Annotated in this window: 13 protein-coding genes; 11 read left to right on the forward strand and 2 right to left on the reverse strand. The window is 37.2% G+C overall.

Features of this window, described 5'->3' with window-relative positions; all coding sequences use genetic code 11:
- Positions 1–34: 34 nt before the first annotated feature.
- The gene (locus E0W73_RS02470) at positions 35–1207 is read right to left on the reverse strand and encodes a molybdopterin molybdotransferase MoeA (RefSeq protein ID WP_135220510.1); all 1173 of its coding nucleotides are present in this window, start codon (positions 1205–1207) and stop codon (positions 35–37) included.
- A 900-nt stretch (positions 1208–2107) separates the two neighbouring features.
- On the opposite strand from E0W73_RS02470, the gene E0W73_RS02475 reads away from it, so the two are divergent.
- The 8 genes from E0W73_RS02475 to E0W73_RS02510 all read left to right on the forward strand — a co-directional run bounded on the left by E0W73_RS02475 (position 2108) and on the right by E0W73_RS02510 (position 17250).
- Complete coding sequence (locus E0W73_RS02475) at positions 2108–5230, forward strand: SusC/RagA family TonB-linked outer membrane protein (RefSeq protein ID WP_135220511.1); 3123 nt, start codon at positions 2108–2110, stop codon at positions 5228–5230.
- A 16-nt stretch (positions 5231–5246) separates the two neighbouring features.
- On the forward strand, positions 5247–6719 hold the full coding sequence (locus tag E0W73_RS02480; RefSeq protein WP_135220512.1) for a RagB/SusD family nutrient uptake outer membrane protein: 1473 nt from the start codon (positions 5247–5249) through the stop codon (positions 6717–6719).
- 195 nt (positions 6720–6914) lie between these two features.
- Positions 6915–8831: an arylsulfatase gene (locus tag E0W73_RS02485; protein ID WP_135220513.1), complete on the forward strand. Its 1917-nt coding sequence runs from the start codon at positions 6915–6917 to the stop codon at positions 8829–8831.
- A 236-nt stretch (positions 8832–9067) separates the two neighbouring features.
- Positions 9068–10135: a sterol desaturase family protein gene (locus E0W73_RS02490; protein ID WP_135220514.1), complete on the forward strand. Its 1068-nt coding sequence runs from the start codon at positions 9068–9070 to the stop codon at positions 10133–10135.
- A gap of 2 nt (positions 10136–10137) precedes the next feature.
- Positions 10138–10851, forward strand: a complete 714-nt coding sequence (locus tag E0W73_RS02495) for a rhodanese-like domain-containing protein (protein ID WP_135220515.1) — start codon at positions 10138–10140, stop codon at positions 10849–10851.
- Between the two features lie 49 nt (positions 10852–10900).
- On the forward strand, positions 10901–12517 hold the full coding sequence (locus E0W73_RS02500; RefSeq protein WP_135220516.1) for a sulfatase-like hydrolase/transferase: 1617 nt from the start codon (positions 10901–10903) through the stop codon (positions 12515–12517).
- Between the two features lie 345 nt (positions 12518–12862).
- Positions 12863–15847, forward strand: coding sequence for a SusC/RagA family TonB-linked outer membrane protein (locus tag E0W73_RS02505; protein WP_135220517.1), 2985 nt, complete (start codon positions 12863–12865; stop codon positions 15845–15847).
- 11 nt (positions 15848–15858) lie between these two features.
- The gene (locus E0W73_RS02510) at positions 15859–17250 is read left to right on the forward strand and encodes a RagB/SusD family nutrient uptake outer membrane protein (protein ID WP_135220518.1); all 1392 of its coding nucleotides are present in this window, start codon (positions 15859–15861) and stop codon (positions 17248–17250) included.
- 169 nt (positions 17251–17419) lie between these two features.
- Here E0W73_RS02510 and rocD read toward each other — a convergent pair whose 3' ends face one another.
- Complete coding sequence (gene rocD / locus E0W73_RS02515; RefSeq protein WP_135220519.1) at positions 17420–18670, reverse strand: ornithine--oxo-acid transaminase; 1251 nt, start codon at positions 18668–18670, stop codon at positions 17420–17422.
- 206 nt (positions 18671–18876) lie between these two features.
- On the opposite strand from rocD, the gene E0W73_RS02520 reads away from it, so the two are divergent.
- From E0W73_RS02520 to E0W73_RS02530, 3 genes are read left to right on the forward strand one after another with little or no spacing between them, the layout of a single operon-like run.
- The gene (locus E0W73_RS02520) at positions 18877–19329 is read left to right on the forward strand and encodes an Lrp/AsnC family transcriptional regulator (RefSeq protein ID WP_135220520.1); all 453 of its coding nucleotides are present in this window, start codon (positions 18877–18879) and stop codon (positions 19327–19329) included.
- 19 nt (positions 19330–19348) lie between these two features.
- Positions 19349–20197, forward strand: a complete 849-nt coding sequence (locus E0W73_RS02525) for a cyanophycinase (RefSeq protein ID WP_135220521.1) — start codon at positions 19349–19351, stop codon at positions 20195–20197.
- A gap of 2 nt (positions 20198–20199) precedes the next feature.
- On the forward strand, positions 20200–22398 hold the full coding sequence (locus tag E0W73_RS02530; protein WP_135220522.1) for a penicillin acylase family protein: 2199 nt from the start codon (positions 20200–20202) through the stop codon (positions 22396–22398).
- The last annotated feature ends 42 nt before the right edge of the window (positions 22399–22440 follow it).

Consider the following 22440-nt stretch of genomic DNA (forward strand, 5'->3'; position numbering starts at 1 on the left):
TGTTCTATGCTCTATTTTCATATCCCAATAAAACCTAGTCAATCGGAAGAATCGTAACCAAATTTTCTTTTTCGATCTTTTGAATATCGTGTTCTACAATCACTAAACCATTTGCAATAGCAAAAGAATTAAGCATTGAAGAGGCTTGACCTTCTAAAATCGTGACATGAGTTTCATCGTACAGCGCTTTTAAAAACAGTGTTTTGCCTGTTTTGTTTTCTATGTCAGCATTTAGTTTCCGTACTATTTTTGGCAGATGAGTGTTTGAAAAACCCATTCGGTTTTTGATAGCTGGATATACATAAATATAAAAATTGGTTAACGACGAGGCCGGATTTCCTGGAAGCGCAAATACCAAAGTATCTTTTTTTGAACCAAAAAACATTGGCTTTCCCGGTTTCTGATTGATTTTATAAAAAAGTTCTGCTACTCCATTTGCCAACAATGCATCTTTTACAAAATCGTAATCGCCTACTGAGATACCTCCTGAAATTAAAACTATGTCGTTTTCCTTTAAAATTGTTTTTAATGCTTTTTTAGTCGCTTTTAAATGGTCTTTAACCCTATAAACTTTTGCTTTATTTATACCTATAGTCTTCAATGCCGCCTGAAGCATAACCGAATTGCTTTCGTAGATTTTACCCTTAGAAAGCTTTTTCCCACGGTCCACCAATTCGTTTCCAGTTACCAAAATTGCTACTTTAGGCTTTTTATAAATAGCGACTTCCGTAATTCCCAAACAAGCAAAAAAACCAATTGCAGCAGGAGTAATTAAAGTATCAGCATCAAAAACTACATCTTCTTTGTTAATCTGTTCGCCTTTGTTTCTAACGTTTGCAAATTGATCCGGTTTTTTGGCAATCAAAATTGAATCGCCGTTTACCATTACATCTTCCTGCATCACAACCGTATCAGCATTTTTAGGAACGTAGGCACCGGTAAAAATACGTACTGCCTGATTTTCTTTTAACTTTATATCAGCGTAATCTCCGGCTTGTGAAATCCCTACCACATCAAACTGATGTCTCATAGAATGAATAAAAGCATAACCATCCATAGCAGATTGTCGAAATGGAGGCATCGCAATTGGAGAATAAATTGTTTCTGCCAAAATGCAGCCAAGAGCTTTTTCAATTGGAACTTTTTTTACAATCTTAATCGAACTATTGGCTCCTATAATTTCAAGGGCTTTTTTTACTTCTATCATTTTTTTTAGTTATAAAACTAAGTAAAAATACTTATTACAAATATAAGTATTTATAGTTAGCATGAATAAAAAACTTTTACTTTATTTTTTTAGTCTATAAAATTACTCTAATTAATTCAAAATCAACTTTAAAATCGAAGGCTAAATTTTATAAAATAATATCATAAAAACGGTAATAGTTTATCTTAATCGGTTTTAAATGAAATTTTTTCCAATTATAAGTACAAAAAATAAGTAAAAAATACTACAATTTCAAAATAGCGACTCGCTAATTTTAACATTTTACCAACAACCAGAAACTTTAAAAACATCAATATTTATAAGGTCTAAGGCATTGTAGCCTGTTCTTTACCAAAAACCCTTTATATTTTTTTTCAAAAAAAATGACGCAAACTTTTGGTTTTTATTATATTAAAATTAACTTTGTCCTATAGAGTTAGTAGAGTTTTAAATATTATTTCAAACCGTAAAAGACTATATTTTGAAAACAACAGAAAACATTTCGTTTTACATTCTTTCTAAAAAAAGCACTCATAACATTTTTTGTTATATGTGCAGCTGTTGTTAATACTCTGTCATCTTTAATTCGTATCAACGAATTACAAATTCACCACCAAAAATATTTACTGAAAATAACCCAAAAATCGTTCTGATGCATTTTGTATGCGTTAGTCAGATTATTGAAAACCTATTTATAATTCAGAATTAAATAACTAACAATTAAAAAAAACTAAAATGAAAATAATGCAGACCTGCTGTTGTAAATAAAAAAAGCCATTTCTGCGGCAACAGAAATGGCGAGGCTTAAGAACATTTATCACTAAATCAAGAACACTTTTAGAGTGCTGTATAAACAGTGCTCAGGGCGTCTTGTTAATTACTTAAAACCAACACAAAGAAATGAAAAATATTTCAAACATATACATATTGTTATTTCTCCTGCTGCTGACGGCAGGAATACAAGCCCAAAATACCGCCCCTCTTATTCAATCTAAACTTGACGGAACAGTGGTTGATGCCATTACAAATCAGCCAATTATCGGTGCCTCAGTAAACATTAAAGGAACAACACACGGCGTAGTGACCGATGCTGAAGGAAAATTTTATTTTCAGACTGGACAAAAATTTCCCTACACTTTAATAGTAAGCTACATCGGATACAAAAAAGCTGAAGTTATAGTTGAAAAAAATCCAGTAATTATCAGTTTAAAGGAAGAACGCCAAGAATTGGATGAATTGGTGGTCGTTGGATACGGAACTCAGAAGCGAAAAGACATTACAGGTTCTGTTGCTTCTGTACCAAAGGCAAATTTATCACAGGTAACTTCCTCAGCAGACAACCTTCTACGAGGTGCTGTTTCTGGGGTTGTAGTTACACAAAGTTCGGGTCGCCCTGGTGCCTCTTCAAGCGTTCGCATCCGCGGAGGAAACTCAATTACTGCTGGTAATGAGCCTTTGTATGTGGTTGACGGCATCTTAATTTATAACGATAATGCCAACAGTTCTGCCGGAGTTACTTATGCAGGAGCGAGCGTAAACGTTTTGTCTACTATTAATCCGGCCGACATTGAGTCTATTGAGGTTCTTAAAGACGCTTCTGCCACTGCAATTTATGGTTCTCGCGGCGCAAATGGAGTAGTCATTATTACAACAAAAAAAGGGACAAAAGGACAAGATAATATATCCTACCAAGGTTATTTCGGATTCCAAAATATTTCAAAGAAATTGAGATTAATGAATGCCAGCGAATGGGCCAGCCTTCGTAATGATGTTCAAGCAAGTATTGGTCAGGCGCCTTCTTTCACTGCTGAACAGATTGAAGCTTTTAAGACTTCTGGAAACTACGATTGGCAATCTGCAGCTTTTAGAACTGCGGCGCCTGTTCAAAGTCATAACCTCTCTTTTTCTGGCGGCGACGAAAGATCAAGATACTCTATTTCGGCTGGCTATTTTGATCAGGAAGGAATTGTTTTGGGTTCAGATTTCAAACGTGTTTCGCTTCGTGCCAATTATGAAAGAAACTATTCGCAGAATTTTAAATTTGGCGTAAACGCTAACTACACTTACTCTCTAGCCAATGGTGTAGGAACTGCTGGAAGCGGCCGAACTCCAAATCCGATAGTCGCAGCAGTACTGACAGCACCCGTTGTCCCGATAAAAAATGCTGACGGAAGCTATAATGTCACCAATAATCCTTATGCAACTTCTGTAAATGGTTATGTTCCAAACCCAATTAATGATTTGGAAAATACTATTAACGAAACCAACTTGAACAGAATTCTAACCAGTTTATTTGGTGAGTACAAATTAACCAAAAAACTGACTGCTAAAGTTGCAGTGAGCGGTGATGTTTTAAATACAAAACAAAATTACTACGCGCCAGCTAACACAACTACCGGAGCTGGTACAAAAGGGTTGGCGTCGGTCGGAGATCGACTGGTGGGTTCGGTTTTAAACGAAAACACTTTAAACTACAATACCAATTTTGGAGAAAATCATAAGTTCTCTGCTTTAGGAGGCTATACGCTTCAATACACTAAAGGAGAAGTGGTAAATGCAGGAGCCAACACCTTTGTAAACGACGCAAATACGTACAACGCACTTCAAGACGGTGTTGCAGTAAAACCGTATAGCGAAGCGTACGAAAGTGTTTTAAAATCATGGTTGGCAAGGGTAAATTATTCGTATAAAGGAAAATACAACTTTACACTTTCCGGACGTGCCGATGGATCTTCTAGATTTGGTGCCGAATCACTTTGGGGATATTTCCCGTCTGCTGGTTTTTCATGGAATATCACAGATGAAGAGTTTGCCAATAACATAAAAGGCATAACTGAAGCCAAACTTAGAATTACAGCCGGAACAACAGGAAACCAAGAGATTGGAAACTATCTTTCTCTTGCTTCGATGGGTTCTGTAAACTATTCCTTTGGAGGAACTTTATACACGGGAATCGCTCCTACCCGACTGGCTAATCCTGATTTGAAATGGGAAAAAACAACCCAATACAATGTTGGTTTGGATTTATCATTATTAGACCGCAAAATCAATTTTGTTTTTGATGTGTATTACAAAAAAACAAACGATTTGTTGATCAGCGTTCCGGTTCCGTTGAGTTCTGGATATGCTACTGTTCTTCAAAATATTGGTGGAGTTGAGAACAAAGGTGTAGAGATTGGCTTGACAACCGAAAACGTAAAAACAGAAAACTTTGCATGGAATTCTAACATCGTATTTTCTGCAAACCGAAATAAGGTTACCGAAATCGGAAACGGTGTAAACGAGTTTTTCCCTGTTGTGCCAAACGGTTCATTATTACAGCAACAACCTGTAATTGTAAAAGTGGGCTTGCCTCTTGGAACTTTCTGGGGATACAGAACCAACGGAATCTTCCAAACGCAGGAAGAGGTAAATACGCAGCCAAAAATCAACAGTTTGGCCAATACAAAAGTAGGAGACCGAAGATATGTTGATACAAACGGAGATGGGGTAATTACTGCTCTAGATAAAGGAAATTTAGGTACATCGCAGCCAAAATTTGTTGGAAGTTTCAGCAATACCATTTCGCATAATGATTTCGATCTGAATTTCTCTTTTCAAGGATCTTATGGCGCAAAAATCTTCAATGCCTTAAACCAGCAATTAGAAATTTCTACACTTGGAACTAATGCGGCTTCAACCTTAAATGATCGTTGGACACCAACAAACCCAAGCAACGAAATTCCGAGGGCTACAAGTTCTCCATTAGGAATCGTTTCTGAAAGATATGTAGAAGACGCTTCTTTTCTAAGATTGAAATTAATCACATTGGGGTATACGCTTCCAAAAAGCGTTTCTAAAAAACTGGGGGCAAAAAGCTTAAAAGTGTATGTTTCTGCAGAAAACCTAATCACATGGACCAAATACACTGGCTATGATCCAGAGGTAAGCTCCTACGAACAAAACAACTTATATCCCGGAATCGACTTTGGCTCTTATCCAAACTCCAAAACATTCATCTCGGGCTTGAACGTAACATTCTAAGTAAAAAAATAGCATCATGAAAAAGACAATCATAACATTCCTTCTAAGTGCCGGTTTATTGGTATCGTGCACCGATCTTGAGGTTACACCGGCCTCTTTTGTAACCGAAGACAATTATTTTATAACACAAGACGATGCTGTTGCAAGTGTAACCGCAGTTTACGCCTCGTTAAGCCTTGATCCAGGAGAACAGAGTTTATTCGGTAGAAATCTTTATTTCTTAACCGATATGGGATCTGATTACGCTGCAGCTGGTGTTTCTGCAACAAATCCGCAAGTTAGAGCATTGAGCAGTTTGACTCACGACGCGACTTCCGATCGTGTTCAGGTCGCTTGGAGACAGATTTATGCCGGAATTAACAGAGCGAATGTTGCGATTGATAATATCCCGAAAGTTTCTGGTTCTGAAGCAATTAAAACAAGATTGATTAATGAAGCAAAATTTATTAGAGGTCTTTTGTATTTTCAGGCTGTTCGACTTTGGGGCGGGGTGCCGATTGTTTTGCACGAAGCAACTTCTATCAATTTGGGAAATCTAAAAACCAATCGCGCAACTGTTGATGAAGTTTATGCTCAAATCATAAAAGATTTGACTGATGCTGAAGCTTTGCCAAAAACATATACCACAGCAGATGCTGGTCGCGCAACTTCTGGCGCCGCAAAAGCAATTTTGGCAAAAGTTTATCTTACGAGAAAAGACTGGCCGAATGCCATTGCAAAATCGAGAGAGGTAATTGATGGAGGTTTCGGATATGCTTTATTTGAAGACTTTCAAGACATTTTTACAAAAACCAAAAAAAATGGAAAGGAACATATTTTCTCTGTTCAGTTTGAGCCAAATCAGGCAGGAAATGGTTCTAGCGGCAGTACTTTCCAAGCCACATCATTTACCGGATTTACTGCAACAGAACCAGCAGACATTATATCAGATGTTGCTTTGTTTTATGATATTTATGCAACAGGAGACAAAAGAAGAGATGTAAGTTATGCCAAACAATTGCTTAATCCTACGACAGGCACACTTTACACTTTTCCGAAACCGATTTTCAAAAAATATCTGGACTTAACGAATCTAGCCACACCTGCAAACGTAGCAATCAACTTTCCGGTTATTCGATACGCAGACATCCTTTTGTCTTTAGCGGAAGCGATAAACGAACAAGGAGGACCAACTCCCGAAGCTTACGAATTGATCAATCAAGTTAGAAGAAGAGCATTCGGAAAACCGATTACTACACCAGATCCAACGGTAGATTTGGTTGCATTGGATCAGACGTCTTTTAGAAACGCAATTCAGGAAGAACGCAAAAAAGAATTTGTTCAGGAAGGACAAAGGTGGTTTGATTTAGTGCGATGGGGAACATTGGTTACCGAAGTAAAAAAAGTAACCGCTAAAAACTCTGTTTCCGAAAGAAATAATCTTTATCCGATTCCGCAAAGCGAAAGAAATATTAATCCAGATGGGTTACCGCAAAATCCTGGATATTAAATTTTACACACATAGAACATAGATTTTTAAACTACTAATAAGGAAAATAAAAGAGAAACTCGTCTCTCCACACATAATTGTTATGTGAATTGAAATAAGTGAAACGCCTTTTATCGATTCTAAAAACTATGATTCTATGTGTTTAAAAAAAGATTGAAGATTTAGAAAACCTTTTAACTAAAAAACTATAAAATCATGAAAAATTTAAAAAATAACCTTTCAATCAAAAGTTCTAAAAAAGGGCTTTTGATTACTGCAATACTGGTTGCACAATTAGGATTTGCACAAGACACACAAGAATTTAAAGGGACCATCGGCAAAACGCTGGCAGATTCTAAAGAATATTGGCCTGATCCGGTAACCGCTCCAAAAGGCGCTCCAAATGTAGTTTGGATTTTGTTGGACGATGTTGGATTTGGTGCCGCAAGCGCGTTTGGCGGTTTAATCAGCACTCCTACTTTTGATAATCTTGCCAATAATGGTTTACGATACACCAACTTTCATACAACAGCGATTTGCGCACCGACCCGCGCTGCTTTGTTGACGGGAAGAAATTCTGGAAGAGTTCACGTAAGTGGCTTTTCGCACACTATTTTATCGGCAGGTTTCCCTGGTTGGGACGGAAGAATTCCTGCTGATAAAGGAACTATTGCGGAGATTTTACGTGAAAACGGCTACAACACTTTTGCAGTTGGAAAATATGGTGTTACACCTGATGAAGAGGCATCAGATGCGGGTCCGTTTGACAGATGGCCGACCGGAAAAGGTTTCGATCATTTCTACGGATTCTTAGGTTCGCAGACCGATCAATACAATCCAGATTTAGTTGAAGATCAAGTCCACATTAAACCTGATGGACGCCATTTGAACGAATTGATTACCGACAAAGCGATAAGCTATATTCAAAAACAGCAGAAAGCAGCACCAGGAAAACCATTTTTCTTGTATTATGCGCCAGGAGCCGTTCACGCGCCGCATCAAGTAGCTGAAAAATGGGTAGAGCCTTACAAAGGAAAATTTGACGAAGGCTGGGATGTTTACCGCGAAAAGGTAATTGCAAATCAAAAAAAATTAGGTGTCATTCCGGCGAATGCTGTTTTGCCAGAACGTAACGCTTTGATTACAGAATGGAAAAAACTAACTCCAGACCAAAAGAAAGTTTACGCAAGATTCATGGAAGTTTATGCGGGATTCCTGACTTATACGGATTATGAAATTGGAAGAGTTGTCGATTACCTAAAACAAAGCGGACAACTTGACAATACATTGATCTTTGTTGCCATTGGAGATAACGGCGCGAGCAAGGAAGGAACTTTGCAAGGAACCATCAGTCAGAGTTTGTTCTCTCAAGGAAAAACAGATGAAGAAAACTTCCAAAGCAATTTGAATAATATCGGCGAAATCGGAACTGCAAAAGGCTTAAACACCAATTATCCGTTAGGATGGGCTCAAGCCACAAACGCCCCTTTCAAAAACTGGAAACAAGATGCGCATTCTGAAGGTGGAACTCGCAACCCGTTGATTGTTTTTTATCCGAACGGAATTAAGGACAAAGGCGGCATCAGAAACCAATACAGCCACGTAACAGACATTCTGCCGACCACTTTGGATATCGCCGGAATCAAAGCTCCTGAATACATCAAAAATATTAAGCAAGACATTATTCAGGGATCGACTTTTAAAGCTTCTATCGATAATCCGAAAGCAGAATCTTTGCATAAAGTACAGTACTATTACATTTTTGGAAACAGAGCAATTTATAAGGACGGATGGAAAGCTTCTGCAGCGCATTTACCAGATTCTTTTGCTGTAAAAAAATCTATAGGAAATAACGAAAAACCTGCACCAAGCAATTTCGATACCGACGTTTGGGAATTATACAACTTAAACGAGGACTTCAACGAACGCAACAACTTGGCTAAAAAATATCCTGAAAAACTAGCTGAACTTCAAAAATTATTTGACGAACAGGCCAAAGAAAACAATGTTTACCCATTGATTGACTGGCAGGATGTCTACAACAGAAGAATTCACAACACAGGTGCCGACAAAGGAAAAACAGTTTCAGATTTAATTAAACAAGCTACAAAACCTGGCGGAAGTTCTAATTAAACATCACACAACCTGCAAGGTTTACAAAACCTTGTAGGTTTAAATTAAAAGCTAAAAAAAATAATACCTACAAGGTTTTAGAAACCTTGCAGGAGATAAAACGAATAATTATGAAACGAGTAGATTATGAAATTATCGGGAAAAAGATTGTCGTGGGGATAATCTTGTTTTTAGTTCCACTTGCAATTCTCGCTGGTGGATTAACATTAATTAATCAATTTTTAAAATAAGAAATCATGGCAGCAGTACAAAATTCAAAATTGACAAGAGACTTAACAATTAGTTTCTTTATCTACGCATTGCCAGTTGTGGCAATCTATCTTTATTTTCAATTGGGAGGCAGCGCCGTAAGCGAATCGCACATAGCTTTACCATCTTTTTTAGAATTCGTACAACCTGTTTTCGCCAACATAAGAACCTGGGGACTAACAGTTTTTATGATTGTTTTGGGAATCATCGAATTTGCAGCGGGTCTGTATGATGATCAATGGACAGGCGAAGAACGCAAAATTGACATCGTTTCGTTTCTGGCGCCAAAATTAATTTTGCCTCCAGTAATTGCTTTTTTCAGCTTAACAGCTTTACCTTATTTATTGCCAAATTTGGCTAATTCATTGTCATGGGTTCCGTTTTGGGGAGGTTTTTTCCTAATTGCGATTGCAGATGACTTAACACAGTATTGGTACCATCGACTACATCATCAGGTTCCTTTTTTATGGCGTTTTCATAGAACCCACCACTCTGCTCCTTATATGGGAATGGCAATGGCTTCTAGACAAAATTTTATCTATACGATATTCTTTTCGCAAATTTATCTGACTGCAACTTTAACCTACCTAGGATTAGGATTGCCAGCTTTGTTTGTTTTGGTGATCAAAAGTTTCATCACTTTGGGCGCGCATTCAAGCATTGCATGGGATAAGCCTTTTTACAAATACAAAGTACTGCATCCGATTGCTTGGGTTTTAGAAAGATTGATTTCTACTCCCGCAACACATCATGCTCATCATGCAGATACAAGCGGAGACGGCGTTGGTCATTTTAAAGGAAACTTCGGAAATATGTTTTTTATCTGGGATATCATTTTCGGAACTGGATTAATCACCCGTAAATTCCCAGAATCTTACGGAATGAAATCGTATAAACAAGAAGAATGGTACGCGCAGTTTCTTTGGCCGATATTTAAATCTAAAAAAGAAGGCAGCGCTTTGGCAGAAGGAGTTTTATCTGTTCCCTTAAAACCGAAACCAGTTGCTGTTACCGAAGAAGAACCAATTCCGGTATTAGAACAGGTTCAATCATAAACATGAAAAAATCAAAACTAAAATTCAGTTTAACAGCAGTTGTATTCATATTTACAATTGCTGTTTTTTCTCAGGGACAAAGCGCCAATCTGTTGCTGGATGCTTTTTACACTAAAGTGAAAAGTCAAAAACAGCCACAAATAATTGACGCCAGAGGTCCTGAAGAATTCGCCCTAAACCATATTGAAGGCGCTCTTAATTTCAATCTAAAGTCAGACGATTACGAAAAACATGTTGCGAATTTAAATCCGTCCAAACCGGTATTTATTTATTCGATTGCTGCCTACAGAAGCGGACTATTAGCCACAGATCTCGGAAAGAGAGGTTTTACAGAAGTCTATATTCTGGAAGGAGGTCTTGCCAGCTGGATCGGAGGCGGAAAACCTTTTTACAGTAATCTAAAAAGCAAATTATCTTTGGCCGCTTACAAAAAAATACTTGCTGAAAATCAATATGTTTTAGTTGATATCGGCTCTAAATATTGTGCGACCTGCAAAACCGTAAAACCGATTTTAGAATCACTTAGAAGTCAGTATGGAGAAAAACTGAAAATTATTGAAATTGAATTAGAAGAAAGTCCACAGGTTATTGCCGATTTAAAAAACGTAAAAGTTTTTCCAACTTTAATTCTGTATCAAAACAGTAACATTGTTTTCAAAAAAGACGGTTTAGGCGACTTGAAAAATGATGTTGATGTTGCTTTGGCTTCTAAATGACAAAAGCGCATAAATTTCTTTTCATTCAAAAATTAACCAAAACCCAACTATGGCAACCTATAAAAAAATAACCAAAATTGTTGTATCTATTTTGATAGTGCTTCTGCTTCTAGCGGCATTTCTTTTTTGGCCAATTAATACCAATGGAGAACTAATTCAAGCTGATAAAAAACTAGCCGAAGGCAAAACGGCATTTTTATCTCAAAAAGATACTTCCGCTACAGATAAAAAGCCTAATATTATCATTTTGCTCGCAGACGACTTAGGAAAATATGATATTTCATTGTACGGAGTAAAATCAACCCCAACACCTCAGATTGATTCTCTGGCAGCTTCTGGCGTCACTTTTACAGACGGTTATGTCTCATCATCCATTTGCTCCCCGTCAAGAGCCGGACTCATTACGGGAAGATATCAAGAACGTTTTGGACACGAATTTCAGCCTGGCGACCGTTATCCTAAAAACAATCTCGAATATTATGCTTTCAAATATTTGATCAATACAGACAATTGGCGTCTGAATCCTAAAATCACCTATCCCAATAATGCTTCAATCGCCACGCAGGGATTACCGCAATCTGAAATTACTTTTGCAGATCTGGCAAAAAGAAAAGGATACAGTACCGCTATTATCGGAAAATGGCATTTAGGTCACAACAAGGGCTTTTTCCCTTTGGATCGTGGTTTTGATTATCATTACGGATTTTATCAGGCGTTTTCACTTTTTGCTCCCGAAGATGACAATCCAGACATTATCAACCATCATCATAAAGATTTTACCGATAAAGTAATCTGGGGACAAGGACGTGTCGGAATTGGAAAGATACGTCGTGATACGACAATTATTGATGAAAAAGAATATCTGACCGAAAAATTTGCTGACGAGGCCGAAGCATTTATCGATAAAAACAAAGACAAGCCGTTTCTGCTGTATGTTCCATTCAATGCCCCGCATACTCCATTTCAGGTACGCAAAAAATATTATGATCGCTTTCCCCATGTAAAAGACGAAAACAAACGTGTTTATTTTGCCATGATTAGTGCTCTAGACGATGCAATTGGCAGAATTCGAGCAAAAGTGAGAAAAGAAGGCCTAGAAGAAAACACCCTGATTATTTTTGCCAGCGACAACGGAGGAGCCGATTATACTTTTGCTACGACAAATGCACCTTTAAAAGGCGGTAAATTTTCGCATTTTGAAGGTGGTGTAAATGTTCCTTTTGCACTTTCGTGGAAAGGGAAAATTAAGCCTAATACCGTTTACAAAACTCCAGTTAGCACGCTTGATATTTTTACTACAATTGCGGCCGCCATTCATTCTGATCTGCCAAAGGATAGGATTTATGATGGTGTTGATCTAGTTTCGACGGTAGAACAAAATAAGCAAGCCCACAAAAACCTATACTGGCGTTCGGGCGATGCCAAAGCCATTAGAAGCGGCGACTGGAAACTGATTATCAGCGGCAAGACACACGAAAAATGGCTTTACAATCTTGCTTTAGACAAATCTGAAAAAACTGATTTGGCAGCAAAAAATCCAGCAAAAGTTAATGAATTAGAACATGCTTTGCAAAACTGGGAAAAAGGTCTCGTAAAACCTCTATGGCCAAACCTCATGCATTATGAATTCGATTTTGGCAGCCAAAAGTATTTTGTCGACTTGTAGTTTACTATAATCTGCAATGTTTTGAAAACATTGCAGATTTCTTCCTATTTCAATAATTACTTTTTTTTGATATTTTTAGTGATTATGACTTGAAGCGATTGTTGTAAAACAGTCGCTTTTTCTTTTTGATTAAGGTAAATTCTGTGTTATTGACCTTATCAAAAATCACAGTTTTGAAGTATAGACAAAAAAAACACCATTAAACAATTAAAGTCATCAAATTACGGTACAAAAGTTATCAAACACACAAAAACAACCTTAAGTGTGATAATTATAGGTAAAAATGTTAAAAAAATTAACAACAATTTAAGATATTTGAGATAACTAATTTAAATCCGAAGAACAATGAAAATTAAATTAAAGCAAATTATGTTGCTGCTGTTGGTGTTTTTTGCGCAAATAGCAGTAGCACAAGATGGAACGATTTCCGGAAAAGTTACCGATAAAACAGGACTTCCTGTTCCTGGTGCAAATGTTGTGTTAAAGGGCACAAATGTAAGCACTCAAACTAATTTTGACGGAGAATTTACTATCAATGCTAAAGAGGGGCAAACTTTAGTAATTACTTATCTAGGGATGCAGACCGTTGAGGTTCAAGCATCAAAATCTTTAAAAATTTCACTTCAAGATGCCTCAAATGAGCTAGAAGCAGTTCTTGTAGTAGGATACGGAACACAAGTAAAAAGAAAATCAACCGATAATATAGCTCGTGTAACTGCAAAAGATATTCAGCAGGTTCCAGTAGCAAACGTACAAAATGCCTTAGTGGGTAAACTAGCTGGGGTGCAGATTACTCAAACCAACGGAAAAGTAGATGGAGGTGTTAACATTCGTGTTCGTGGTGCAGCGAGTATCAGTGCGGGAACAAACCCATTGTATGTTTTAGACGGTATTCCGCTTATTACTTCAAATGAGTCCACCAATGGAGCTCCAACCAATCCATTGCTGACTTTGAGTCCGAACGAAATTGAATCTATCGATGTACTAAAAGATGCTTCCTCTGCAGCTATTTACGGTGCGAGAGGAGCAAACGGAGTTGTACTCATTACGACTAAAAAAGGAAAAGACGGAAAAGGGACTTTTTCTCTTAACTTTTCTCAAGGTGTGAGCACAGCCACAAACAAAAAGAAATGGCTGAATGCAGATCAGTATATTGAATTGTTTACCGAAGCTTCTATCAACGGAACCGGAGATGCAGCTGAAGCCGAAAGCACTTTCGATTTCTTAGCACAGGGAACCGACTGGAGAAACAGGCAAGTAAATACAGATTGGCAGGATCTTGTTCTACGTGATGGTCTTACGACAGATGCTGATTTTTCTGTTTCTGGTGGAGATGCAAGAACGAAATACTTTTTCTCTGGAGCTTACAATAACACAAAAGGTATTGTAGTAAATAATGATTTGGAAAGAATAACGGCGAGAACCAACCTTTCTCATAAAGTTTCTGATCGTTTTACAGCTGGAATGAATTTGAGTTTTTCAAGATCTCAAATAGATCGTGTGCAAGACGACAACGCATTTACAACACCGCTTCAGGCTGTAGCCCAATCGCCGTTGTCTCAAGCTCGTTTAGATGATGGAAGTCCAAACCCAAATACGCTTTATGCGAATTACTTCTTGGCAGCTGATAATTCATTCTGGAAAACCATTATGAGAAGACTTACTGGAAAAGTGTTTGGAGAATACCAGCTTTTTTCTTCATTAAAATTCAATTCAGATTTTGCTTACGACCTACTTTCACAGACAGAAGATTACTGGCAGGGAAAAAATGCGCCGTTTATGGCAACAGATGGTGAAGTTTATGCCACATCTGTAAATAACGAAACTTATATCTTTAGTAACTATTTTACGTTCGACAAAACATTTGCTGACAAACATACTATAAATGCTGTTGTGGGTATGGAATTCAACAAATACCACAGAAGATATCAATCTGTAACAAGTATTTATTTCCCTGACGATTCTTTCCAGACTATAGACGGAGGTGCCGAGGTTAATGCGGGAGAAGGAAGAGAAACAGGATATACTTTTGTTTCTCAGTTTGGAAGACTTAATTATTCGTTCGCTAACAAATATTTATTCAAGGCGAGCATCCGCCGTGATGGTTCTTCACGTTTTGGAAAAAATGAAAGATTCGGGATTTTCCCAGCATTTTCTGCAGGATGGATTATTTCTGAAGAAGGTTTCTTAAAAGACAACAAAACATTATCATTCTTAAAACTAAAAGGAAGCTGGGGAAAATTAGGAAATGCTGAAATTGAAAACTTTGCTTCTCGCCAGTTATACGGATCTAATCCTTATAACTTAAAATCCGGACTTACTTTTTCGCAAGCTGGAAATGATAATTTAACATGGGAAAAATCAACTCAGGTAGATTTTGGAGTTGAATTTGGATTGTTTGACAAAATCAATATTGAAGCTGACTACTACAACAAAACTACTGACGGATTATTGTTTGAAGTTCCTTTATCTATAAGCTCAGGAGCAACTACTATCAATAAAAATATTGGTAAAATAGAAAGTAAAGGTTTCGAGTTTACTTTAAACACAAAAAATTTCAGTACAGAAAACTTTACATGGAACACTAGCTTCAATATTACGACCAATCAATCAAAAGTGTTATCAATGCCAAATGATAAAGACATTGTAACCACGTTTACCATTAACAGAGTCGGAGAAAACATTTCTTCTTTTTATCTTGTAGAATATGCCGGAGTTGACCCTGCAAACGGAGATGCTCTTTTTGTAAAAAACACTGTAAATCCAGACGGTACAATAGACAGAAGCACTACTAATGATTACAGCCAAGCAAAAAGAGTTATTGCAGGAAATCCTTTCCCAGAATTAATGGCAGGTTTAACCAATACACTGAATTACAAAGGATTTGATTTGACCTTTACATTTCAGGGCGAATGGGGAGCCAGCATTTATAATTCAGCTGGAAGATATCAATCTGTTGCTGGAGATTATTTTGACAACCAGACGGCAGATCAGCTAAGAAGATGGCAAAATCCTGGAGACATTACAGATGTGCCTCAGGCCAGATTATACGGCAGCAACGGAACAGGCGACTCTACAAGATTTCTTGACCAAGCAGATTTTATTCGTTTAAGAAACTTAACTCTTGGGTATACACTTCCAAAAACAATTCTTAAGGAGGCAGGAATCAGCAGTGTTCGCGTGTATGCAACAGGAGTAAACTTGCTTACTTTTACTAAATACAACGGTACCGATCCAGAAGCCAGAAGAGATGATACAGGTATTGGAGAAGATTTTTATTCTGCTCCGCCTGCGAGAACAATTGCTTTAGGTGTAAATCTTAATTTTTAAAAATACAACAAATGAAATCATATAAATATATCTTATTTTTTCTCTTCACAGCTCTTTTGACGAGTTGTGAAAATGAGCTGGAAATTGATCCGCAACAAAGTCAGGATTCCGATATTACGTTAAGTACTGAAGGAGGTATTACTAATATTCTGAACGGAGCTTATGCCCTTGTTGCAGATGCAGATGTTTACGGAGGGCGAATGCTTGTTTCTGGAGATCTAATGGCGCAAACCGGTGTCACTGCTACAACCGATTTAAGATGGAGAGGTACTTATGTTGAGTTTAGACAGATGTACACTAAAACAATCCTTACAGATAATGCCTTTGTCAGACAAATTTATACTCGTTGTTACGACATTATTAATGCCGCAAATATTGTAATCGAAAATATCGACAAAGTAAAAGATCCTGATAAGCAAACCCGAATGATTGCAGAGGCAAAATTTTTAAAATCCCTAGCCTACTTTGATCTTGTACGCTTTTTTGCCCTGCCATATGAAGCCGGTAAGCAAAATACACAGCTTGGAGTAATCATTAGACCAAATGCAATCTACGACTACGACACTGATTTGTCTAAAGAAAGAAGTACAGTCGAAGAAGTGTATGCCCTGGTAATTTCAGGCTTAAATGATGCCTATGCTAATTTGCCTGAAGAAAACAGTTTTTATCCTGATAAATATGCGGCAAAAGCATTATTAGCAAGAGTATACCTGCAACAGCAAAACTATGAAGCAGCCAGAGACGCAGCAGATGAAGTAATCAGCGACAGCGGTAGAGCATTATCTCCTACTTATGCCGGAGCCTTTAATCATGACGTGAATCAAATTGAGGACATTTTTGCAGTACAGATTACCAAACAGACAGGAGAAAATGAGATTGTGGTAATGTATGCTTCTGAAGGCAACGGAGGACGTGGCGGTGATATTGAAATCAGAAACACCTACCTGAACAAATTTACAGACCCTAATGATGCAAGAGCTAATTTTAATTATGTGAATGACGACAACGGAAGATTATTAACCTCTAAATTCACGAATCAGTTTGGAGATGTGGGAATTATTCGCCTTGCCGAAATGTATTTAATCAGAGCCGAAAGCAACTTTAGATTAGGTACAGCTGTTGGAGATACTCCGTTAAATGACATCAATTTAGTACGATCCAGAGCTAATGCTGCTAATTTTGCAATTATTACTCTTGACGATATTTTAGCAGAACGCGAATTAGAATTGGCTATGGAAGGATTTGCCATTCATGACCTGAAAAGAACCAAAGGTTCTATCGACGTAAATGGAGACGGCTCACTCTTGATTCCGTACAACGATAATACATTAGTATTCCCGATTCCGTTACGAGAAATGGATACAAATGGTAAAATCACCCAAAATCCAGGTTATGGAAGTTAGTTTTTTTTAAAGTGACAAAGTAACAAAGTGACAAAGGTTCAAAGGTTTATACTATTCTATAAAACTTTGAACCTTTCATTTAAAAAGACTTTGGACCTTTGTAACTCTGAATCTTTGTCACTTTGAACCTTTGTCACTCTGAATCTTTTTCACTTTGAACCTTTGTCACTTAAAAAAATTCACTAAGGGATTTCTCTATAATTTGAAGGCATTCCTGAATTTGTGCTTCTGTCATTACCAAAGGCGGTGCTAAACGAATTTTATTTCCGTGAGTTGGTTTTGCCAAGAGGCCGTTATCTCTAAATTTCAAACATATTTCCCAAGCCAGATCAGAATCTTCATCACAGTTGATCACAATTGCATTCAAAAGCCCTTTGCCTCTAACTAGAGTAATCAAATCATTTTTAGCAGCAATTTCATTTAGTCCTTTTCTTAGAATAGCTCCCAATTTTTCTGCATTTTCAGCAAGTTTTTCATCTCTAACCACCTCAAGAGCTGTAATCGCCACTGCTGCGGCAACAGGATTTCCTCCAAAGGTAGAACCATGCTGTCCCGGTTTGATCACATTCATGATGTCATCATTACATAATACCGCAGAAACTGGATAAACACCGCCAGAAATCGCTTTTCCTAAAATCAAAATATCTGGTTGCACGTTCTCGTGGTGAACTGCCAATAATTTTCCGGTACGGGCGATTCCGGTCTGTACTTCATCAGCAATAAAAAGAACATTATGTTTTTCGCACAATGCTTTTGCTTTCGATAAATAACCTTCAGACGGAACATAAACACCAGCTTCTCCCTGAATTGGCTCAACCAAAAACCCTGCAATGTTCTTAGAGGAATTCAAAGCCTTTTCTAGCGCTTCGAGATTATCGTATTCTATTTTTATAAATCCGTCAGTAAATGGTCCGAAATTTTTACGAGCCGTTTCGTCGTTAGAAAATGAAATAATCGTTGTAGTTCTTCCATGAAAATTGTTCTCACAAACAATCACTTGCGCCTGATTTTCTGGAATCCCTTTTACTTCGTAAGCCCATTTTCTACAGACTTTTAATGCCGTTTCTACTGCTTCGGCACCCGTATTCATTGGAAGAACTTTATCAAAACCAAAATAGTTGGTTACAAATTCTTCGTAGTTTCCAAGTTTGTCATTGTAAAAAGCACGCGAAGTCAAAGTCAGTTTTTGAGCTTGGTCAATCATAGCTTGAACAATCTTAGGATGACAATGCCCTTGATTTACTGCCGAATATGCAGAAAGGAAGTCGAAATACTTTTTTCCGTCAACATCCCAGACATATACTCCTTCTCCCCTTTCCAAAACCACGGGAAGCGGATGGTAATTATGAGCTCCGTATTTATTCTCCTTTTCAATCAGAATTTCAGATTTTGATGAAAGTGCTTTGTCAGTATCAATCATAATTTATTGTTTTAGAACCACAAAAATAATAGAATTAATTCATTTAAAACCAAAAAATATAAATTTTGACTTAAAATTAGTTACAAAAAAGTCAAATATAATTTTAAAGCTATAAGAAAAACAAATCTTCAACTTCTGCAAAATCTCCTAATTCTTTATTTATTGAAAAAAATAATTACTTTTATAAAAAAGAGAGATTTCAACTTATGGACAACTTAGACGACTTTGACATTAATATTCTAAAAGAATTGGAAAAAGACGGCAGAATGGCTTTTTCTGCTATAGCAACCAACCTAAAAATTTCGAATACAATGGTGCATCAGCGCATCAACAGAATGACAGAACAGGGTATTATAAGCGGTATCAAGCCGATTATTCAGGAAAAAAAAATAGGTTACGACTGGGCTTCATTTACCGGAATCTCGTTAAATAAAGATTCAGATTCAGACCGTATCATACAGGCCTTAAAAGAGATTCCCGAAATTACAGAATGTTATTATGTTACAGGTTCCTTTACGCTTTACATCAAAATCATCGCAAAAAACCACGAACATATGCGAAGCATTTTATATGAAAAAATCGATAGTATTCCAGGAATTGCCAAAACCGATTCGATTATAGAATTAGGTTGTGCATTTAAGCGAAACATCACTTTATAAAACGTTTTAAAATAAAATCATGAACAATTTTTCCGTTTTTCGTCTGTTGCTTTTTTCAATGCTTTTGTGTACCTCTTTCTCAGAAGCTCAGAATTCGAAAGGAAAATTATTTATAATCGGCGGTGGAAATCGTTCTGACGAATTGATGAAAAAAGTTCTTGAAGTTGCTCAGTTGGGGCAGAAAGATTTTATTGCCGTTCTCCCGATGTCGAGCGAAGAACCAGACAGTTCTTTTATCTTTTTCAAAAATCAAATGGTAAAACTTACGCCACACCCAATCGTGATGCTCAATTTCGACAAGGAAACGGCTCAAAATAAAAAACTTACCGACTCGCTCCAAAAAGCAAAATTAATTTTCATTAGTGGTGGCGACCAAAGCCGTTTTATGTCGGTGGTGCATAATACTCCAATAAAAACTGCCATTTTAAAAGCTTTTGAAAACGGAAGCACCATCTCGGGAACAAGTGCCGGAGCTGCCGTGATGTCTGAAAAAATGATTACCGGAAACCAAAAATTGGAAAAAGAATATTCGGGAACTTTTGATAACATTCGTTATGATAATTTAGAAACCGCTGAAGGATTAGGCTTATTGAAAACGGCTGTTATCGATCAGCATTTTCTGAAACGAAACCGTTACAACAGACTTCTTTCTGCCTTAGTCGAATTTCCATCTTTGACCGGAATCGGAATTGATGAAAGTACCGCAATTATAGTTCGAAACAACGAAGTTGAAGTAACCGGAGAAAGCGAAGTTATTGTGGTTCGAAATCCGAAGGGTATTTTGAAATCCAAAAAAAACAATCTTATTTCTATTGAAAACCTGCAGATGAGCATTTATACCTCTGGTCAAAAATTTAAAATTAAATAATCATGTCTGATTTTTTTCAAACAGTTAAAATTAGTCTTGCGCTATTTTGTTTAAGCTTTTATGTTAATGCACAAAAAATCAGTTCAAAAGAAATTGACAGATTAGAGAAGGTTGCAAAACAAGTTACGATAATCAGAGACAATTGGGGGATTCCGCATGTTTACGGAAAAACTGATGCCGATGCTGTGTTCGGACTTTTGTATGCGCAATGTGAAGACGATTTTCAGCGGATTGAAATGAATTATATTGAAAAACTCGGGCGCCTTGCTGAAATAAAAGGACAATCGGTTTTGTACAATGATCTCGAAATCCGACTTTTGATTGATGCCGAAGAAGCAAAACAGGATTATAAAAAAGCGCCGCTGTGGTTAAAAAAACTCTTAAACAGTTATGCAGACGCCATCAATTTTTATCTTTACAAACACCCTGAAACAAAACCAGCACTTTTAACTCATTTTGAACCATGGTTTCCTTTGTTATGGACCGATGGAAGTATCGGCGCAATCAGTACGGCAGATCTTTCTACAGCAGAATTAAAAGCTTTTTATTCCGGAAATAAAGACAAAGTCGCTTATGTAGAAAGGGAAAAATATGTGCAAACTGGGTCCAATGGTTTTGCTTTTGCACCGAACAAAACAACGGATGGCAATGCGATTTTGTACATTAATCCGCATACTACTTTTTATTTCAGACCCGAAGTTCAGGTATCAAGTGAAGAAGGCTTGAATGTTTATGGAGCAGTGACTTGGGGACAGTTTTTTGTTTATCAGGGCTTCAACGAGAACTGTGGCTGGATGCATACCTCTTCTAATGTTGATGTTGCAGATATGTATGCCGAGAAAATAAGTTCGAAAAACGGAAAATATTATTACGAGTTTGAGAAAAAACTGTATCCTGTAAAAGAGAAAACAATTGCCATAAAATATACCGAAAACGGAAAATTGATTTCTAAAGAATTCAAAACTTTTTTCACTAATAAAGGTCCGATAATGGCGGAAAGAGACGGAAAATGGATCAGCTTAAAATCGATGAACCGCTCCATGACCAGCTTAATACAAAGCTGGGTTCGCACCAAATCCAAATCTTTTGACGAATACAAAAAAGCCATGGGTCTGAAAGCCAACACATCCAACAATACCGTTTATGCCGACAGCAAGGGAAATATAGCTTATTGGCACGGTAATTTTATCCCAATAAGAGATCAAAAACTAAACTGGTCAAAAGTGTTAGACGGGTCTGTTTCTACCACACAATGGAAAGGCCTCCATGACGTAAACGAAACTGTTCATTTATACAATCCTGTAAACGGCTGGTTACAAAATTGCAATTCGACACCTTTTAGCGCAGCAGGAAAAGACAGTCCTAAAAAAGAAAATTTCCCTCCATACATGGCACCGGATGGAGAAAACTTTAGAGGAATCAATGCCGTGCGAATTTTTGAAAATCAGGAAAAGTATACTCTTGATCAAGTTATTGCCAAAGGCTACGATTCGAAATTGTCTATTTTCGAAATCTTGATTCCAAACCTGAAACGTGTTTTTGGTAACGTTAAATCAGATTACCCGAATTATACAGAATTAGCACAGGCAGTGTCAATTATGAGCAATTGGGATTATTATGCAAAGGAAAATTCTGTTCCTGCCGCTTTGGCAATAGAATGGGCCTACAAACTCGACCCCATAATTCAAAAAGCGTATGTAGACGAAGGCGAACCTGATCAGGTCGCAAACACTTTAAATTTTGCCAAAAATGCCACTGCCGCACAAATGATTCCGCAGTTGCAGACAGTTTTAAACGAATTAAAATCAAAATGGGGAACCTGGCAGGTTAACTGGGGAGAAATCAACCGCTTTCAGCGCAACAACGGAGACATTAACTTGAAATACGACGATAACCAGCCGAGTCTTCCTATTGGTTTTGGTCCGGGTTCTTGGGGAAGCCTTCCTTCCTTTAAAAGCAATTACCAAAACAATTCTAAAAAAAGATATGGCTACAACGGAAACAGTTTTGTCTGTGCTGTAGAATTTGGTTCAAGAATAAAAGCAAAGTCACTATTAGCAGGTGGCAACAGCGGTGACAAAAACTCAAAACATTTTGACGACCAATCTGAAATGTATCGGGAGGGAAAATTTAAAGATGTATTATTTTATAAAGAAGATGTAGAAAAAAACGCTGAAAAGACCTATCATCCGGGCGAATAATACAGCTTAAACAAAATTGTTAAATAACCTCGTAAGAAATGA

This window comes from Flavobacterium foetidum, assembly GCF_004634245.1.
Classification (GTDB): Bacteria; Bacteroidota; Bacteroidia; order Flavobacteriales; family Flavobacteriaceae; genus Flavobacterium; species Flavobacterium foetidum.

What these genes read in the sequence shown, in the direction of transcription:
- E0W73_RS02525 (WP_135220521.1), top strand. Translation starts at nt 19,349, where the DNA reads ATGAACAATTTTTCCGTTTTTCGTCTGTTGCTTTTTTCAATGCTTTTG.
- E0W73_RS02510 (WP_135220518.1), top strand. Translation starts at nt 15,859, where the DNA reads ATGAAATCATATAAATATATCTTATTTTTTCTCTTCACAGCTCTTTTG.
- E0W73_RS02505 (WP_135220517.1), top strand. Translation starts at nt 12,863, where the DNA reads ATGAAAATTAAATTAAAGCAAATTATGTTGCTGCTGTTGGTGTTTTTT.
- E0W73_RS02490 (WP_135220514.1), top strand. Translation starts at nt 9,068, where the DNA reads ATGGCAGCAGTACAAAATTCAAAATTGACAAGAGACTTAACAATTAGT.
- E0W73_RS02470 (WP_135220510.1), bottom strand. Translation starts at nt 1,207, where the DNA reads ATGATAGAAGTAAAAAAAGCCCTTGAAATTATAGGAGCCAATAGTTCG.
- E0W73_RS02495 (WP_135220515.1), top strand. Translation starts at nt 10,138, where the DNA reads ATGAAAAAATCAAAACTAAAATTCAGTTTAACAGCAGTTGTATTCATA.
- E0W73_RS02480 (WP_135220512.1), top strand. Translation starts at nt 5,247, where the DNA reads ATGAAAAAGACAATCATAACATTCCTTCTAAGTGCCGGTTTATTGGTA.
- E0W73_RS02475 (WP_135220511.1), top strand. Translation starts at nt 2,108, where the DNA reads ATGAAAAATATTTCAAACATATACATATTGTTATTTCTCCTGCTGCTG.
- E0W73_RS02485 (WP_135220513.1), top strand. Translation starts at nt 6,915, where the DNA reads ATGAAAAATTTAAAAAATAACCTTTCAATCAAAAGTTCTAAAAAAGGG.
- E0W73_RS02520 (WP_135220520.1), top strand. Translation starts at nt 18,877, where the DNA reads ATGGACAACTTAGACGACTTTGACATTAATATTCTAAAAGAATTGGAA.
- E0W73_RS02500 (WP_135220516.1), top strand. Translation starts at nt 10,901, where the DNA reads ATGGCAACCTATAAAAAAATAACCAAAATTGTTGTATCTATTTTGATA.
- rocD (WP_135220519.1), bottom strand. Translation starts at nt 18,670, where the DNA reads ATGATTGATACTGACAAAGCACTTTCATCAAAATCTGAAATTCTGATT.
- E0W73_RS02530 (WP_135220522.1), top strand. Translation starts at nt 20,200, where the DNA reads ATGTCTGATTTTTTTCAAACAGTTAAAATTAGTCTTGCGCTATTTTGT.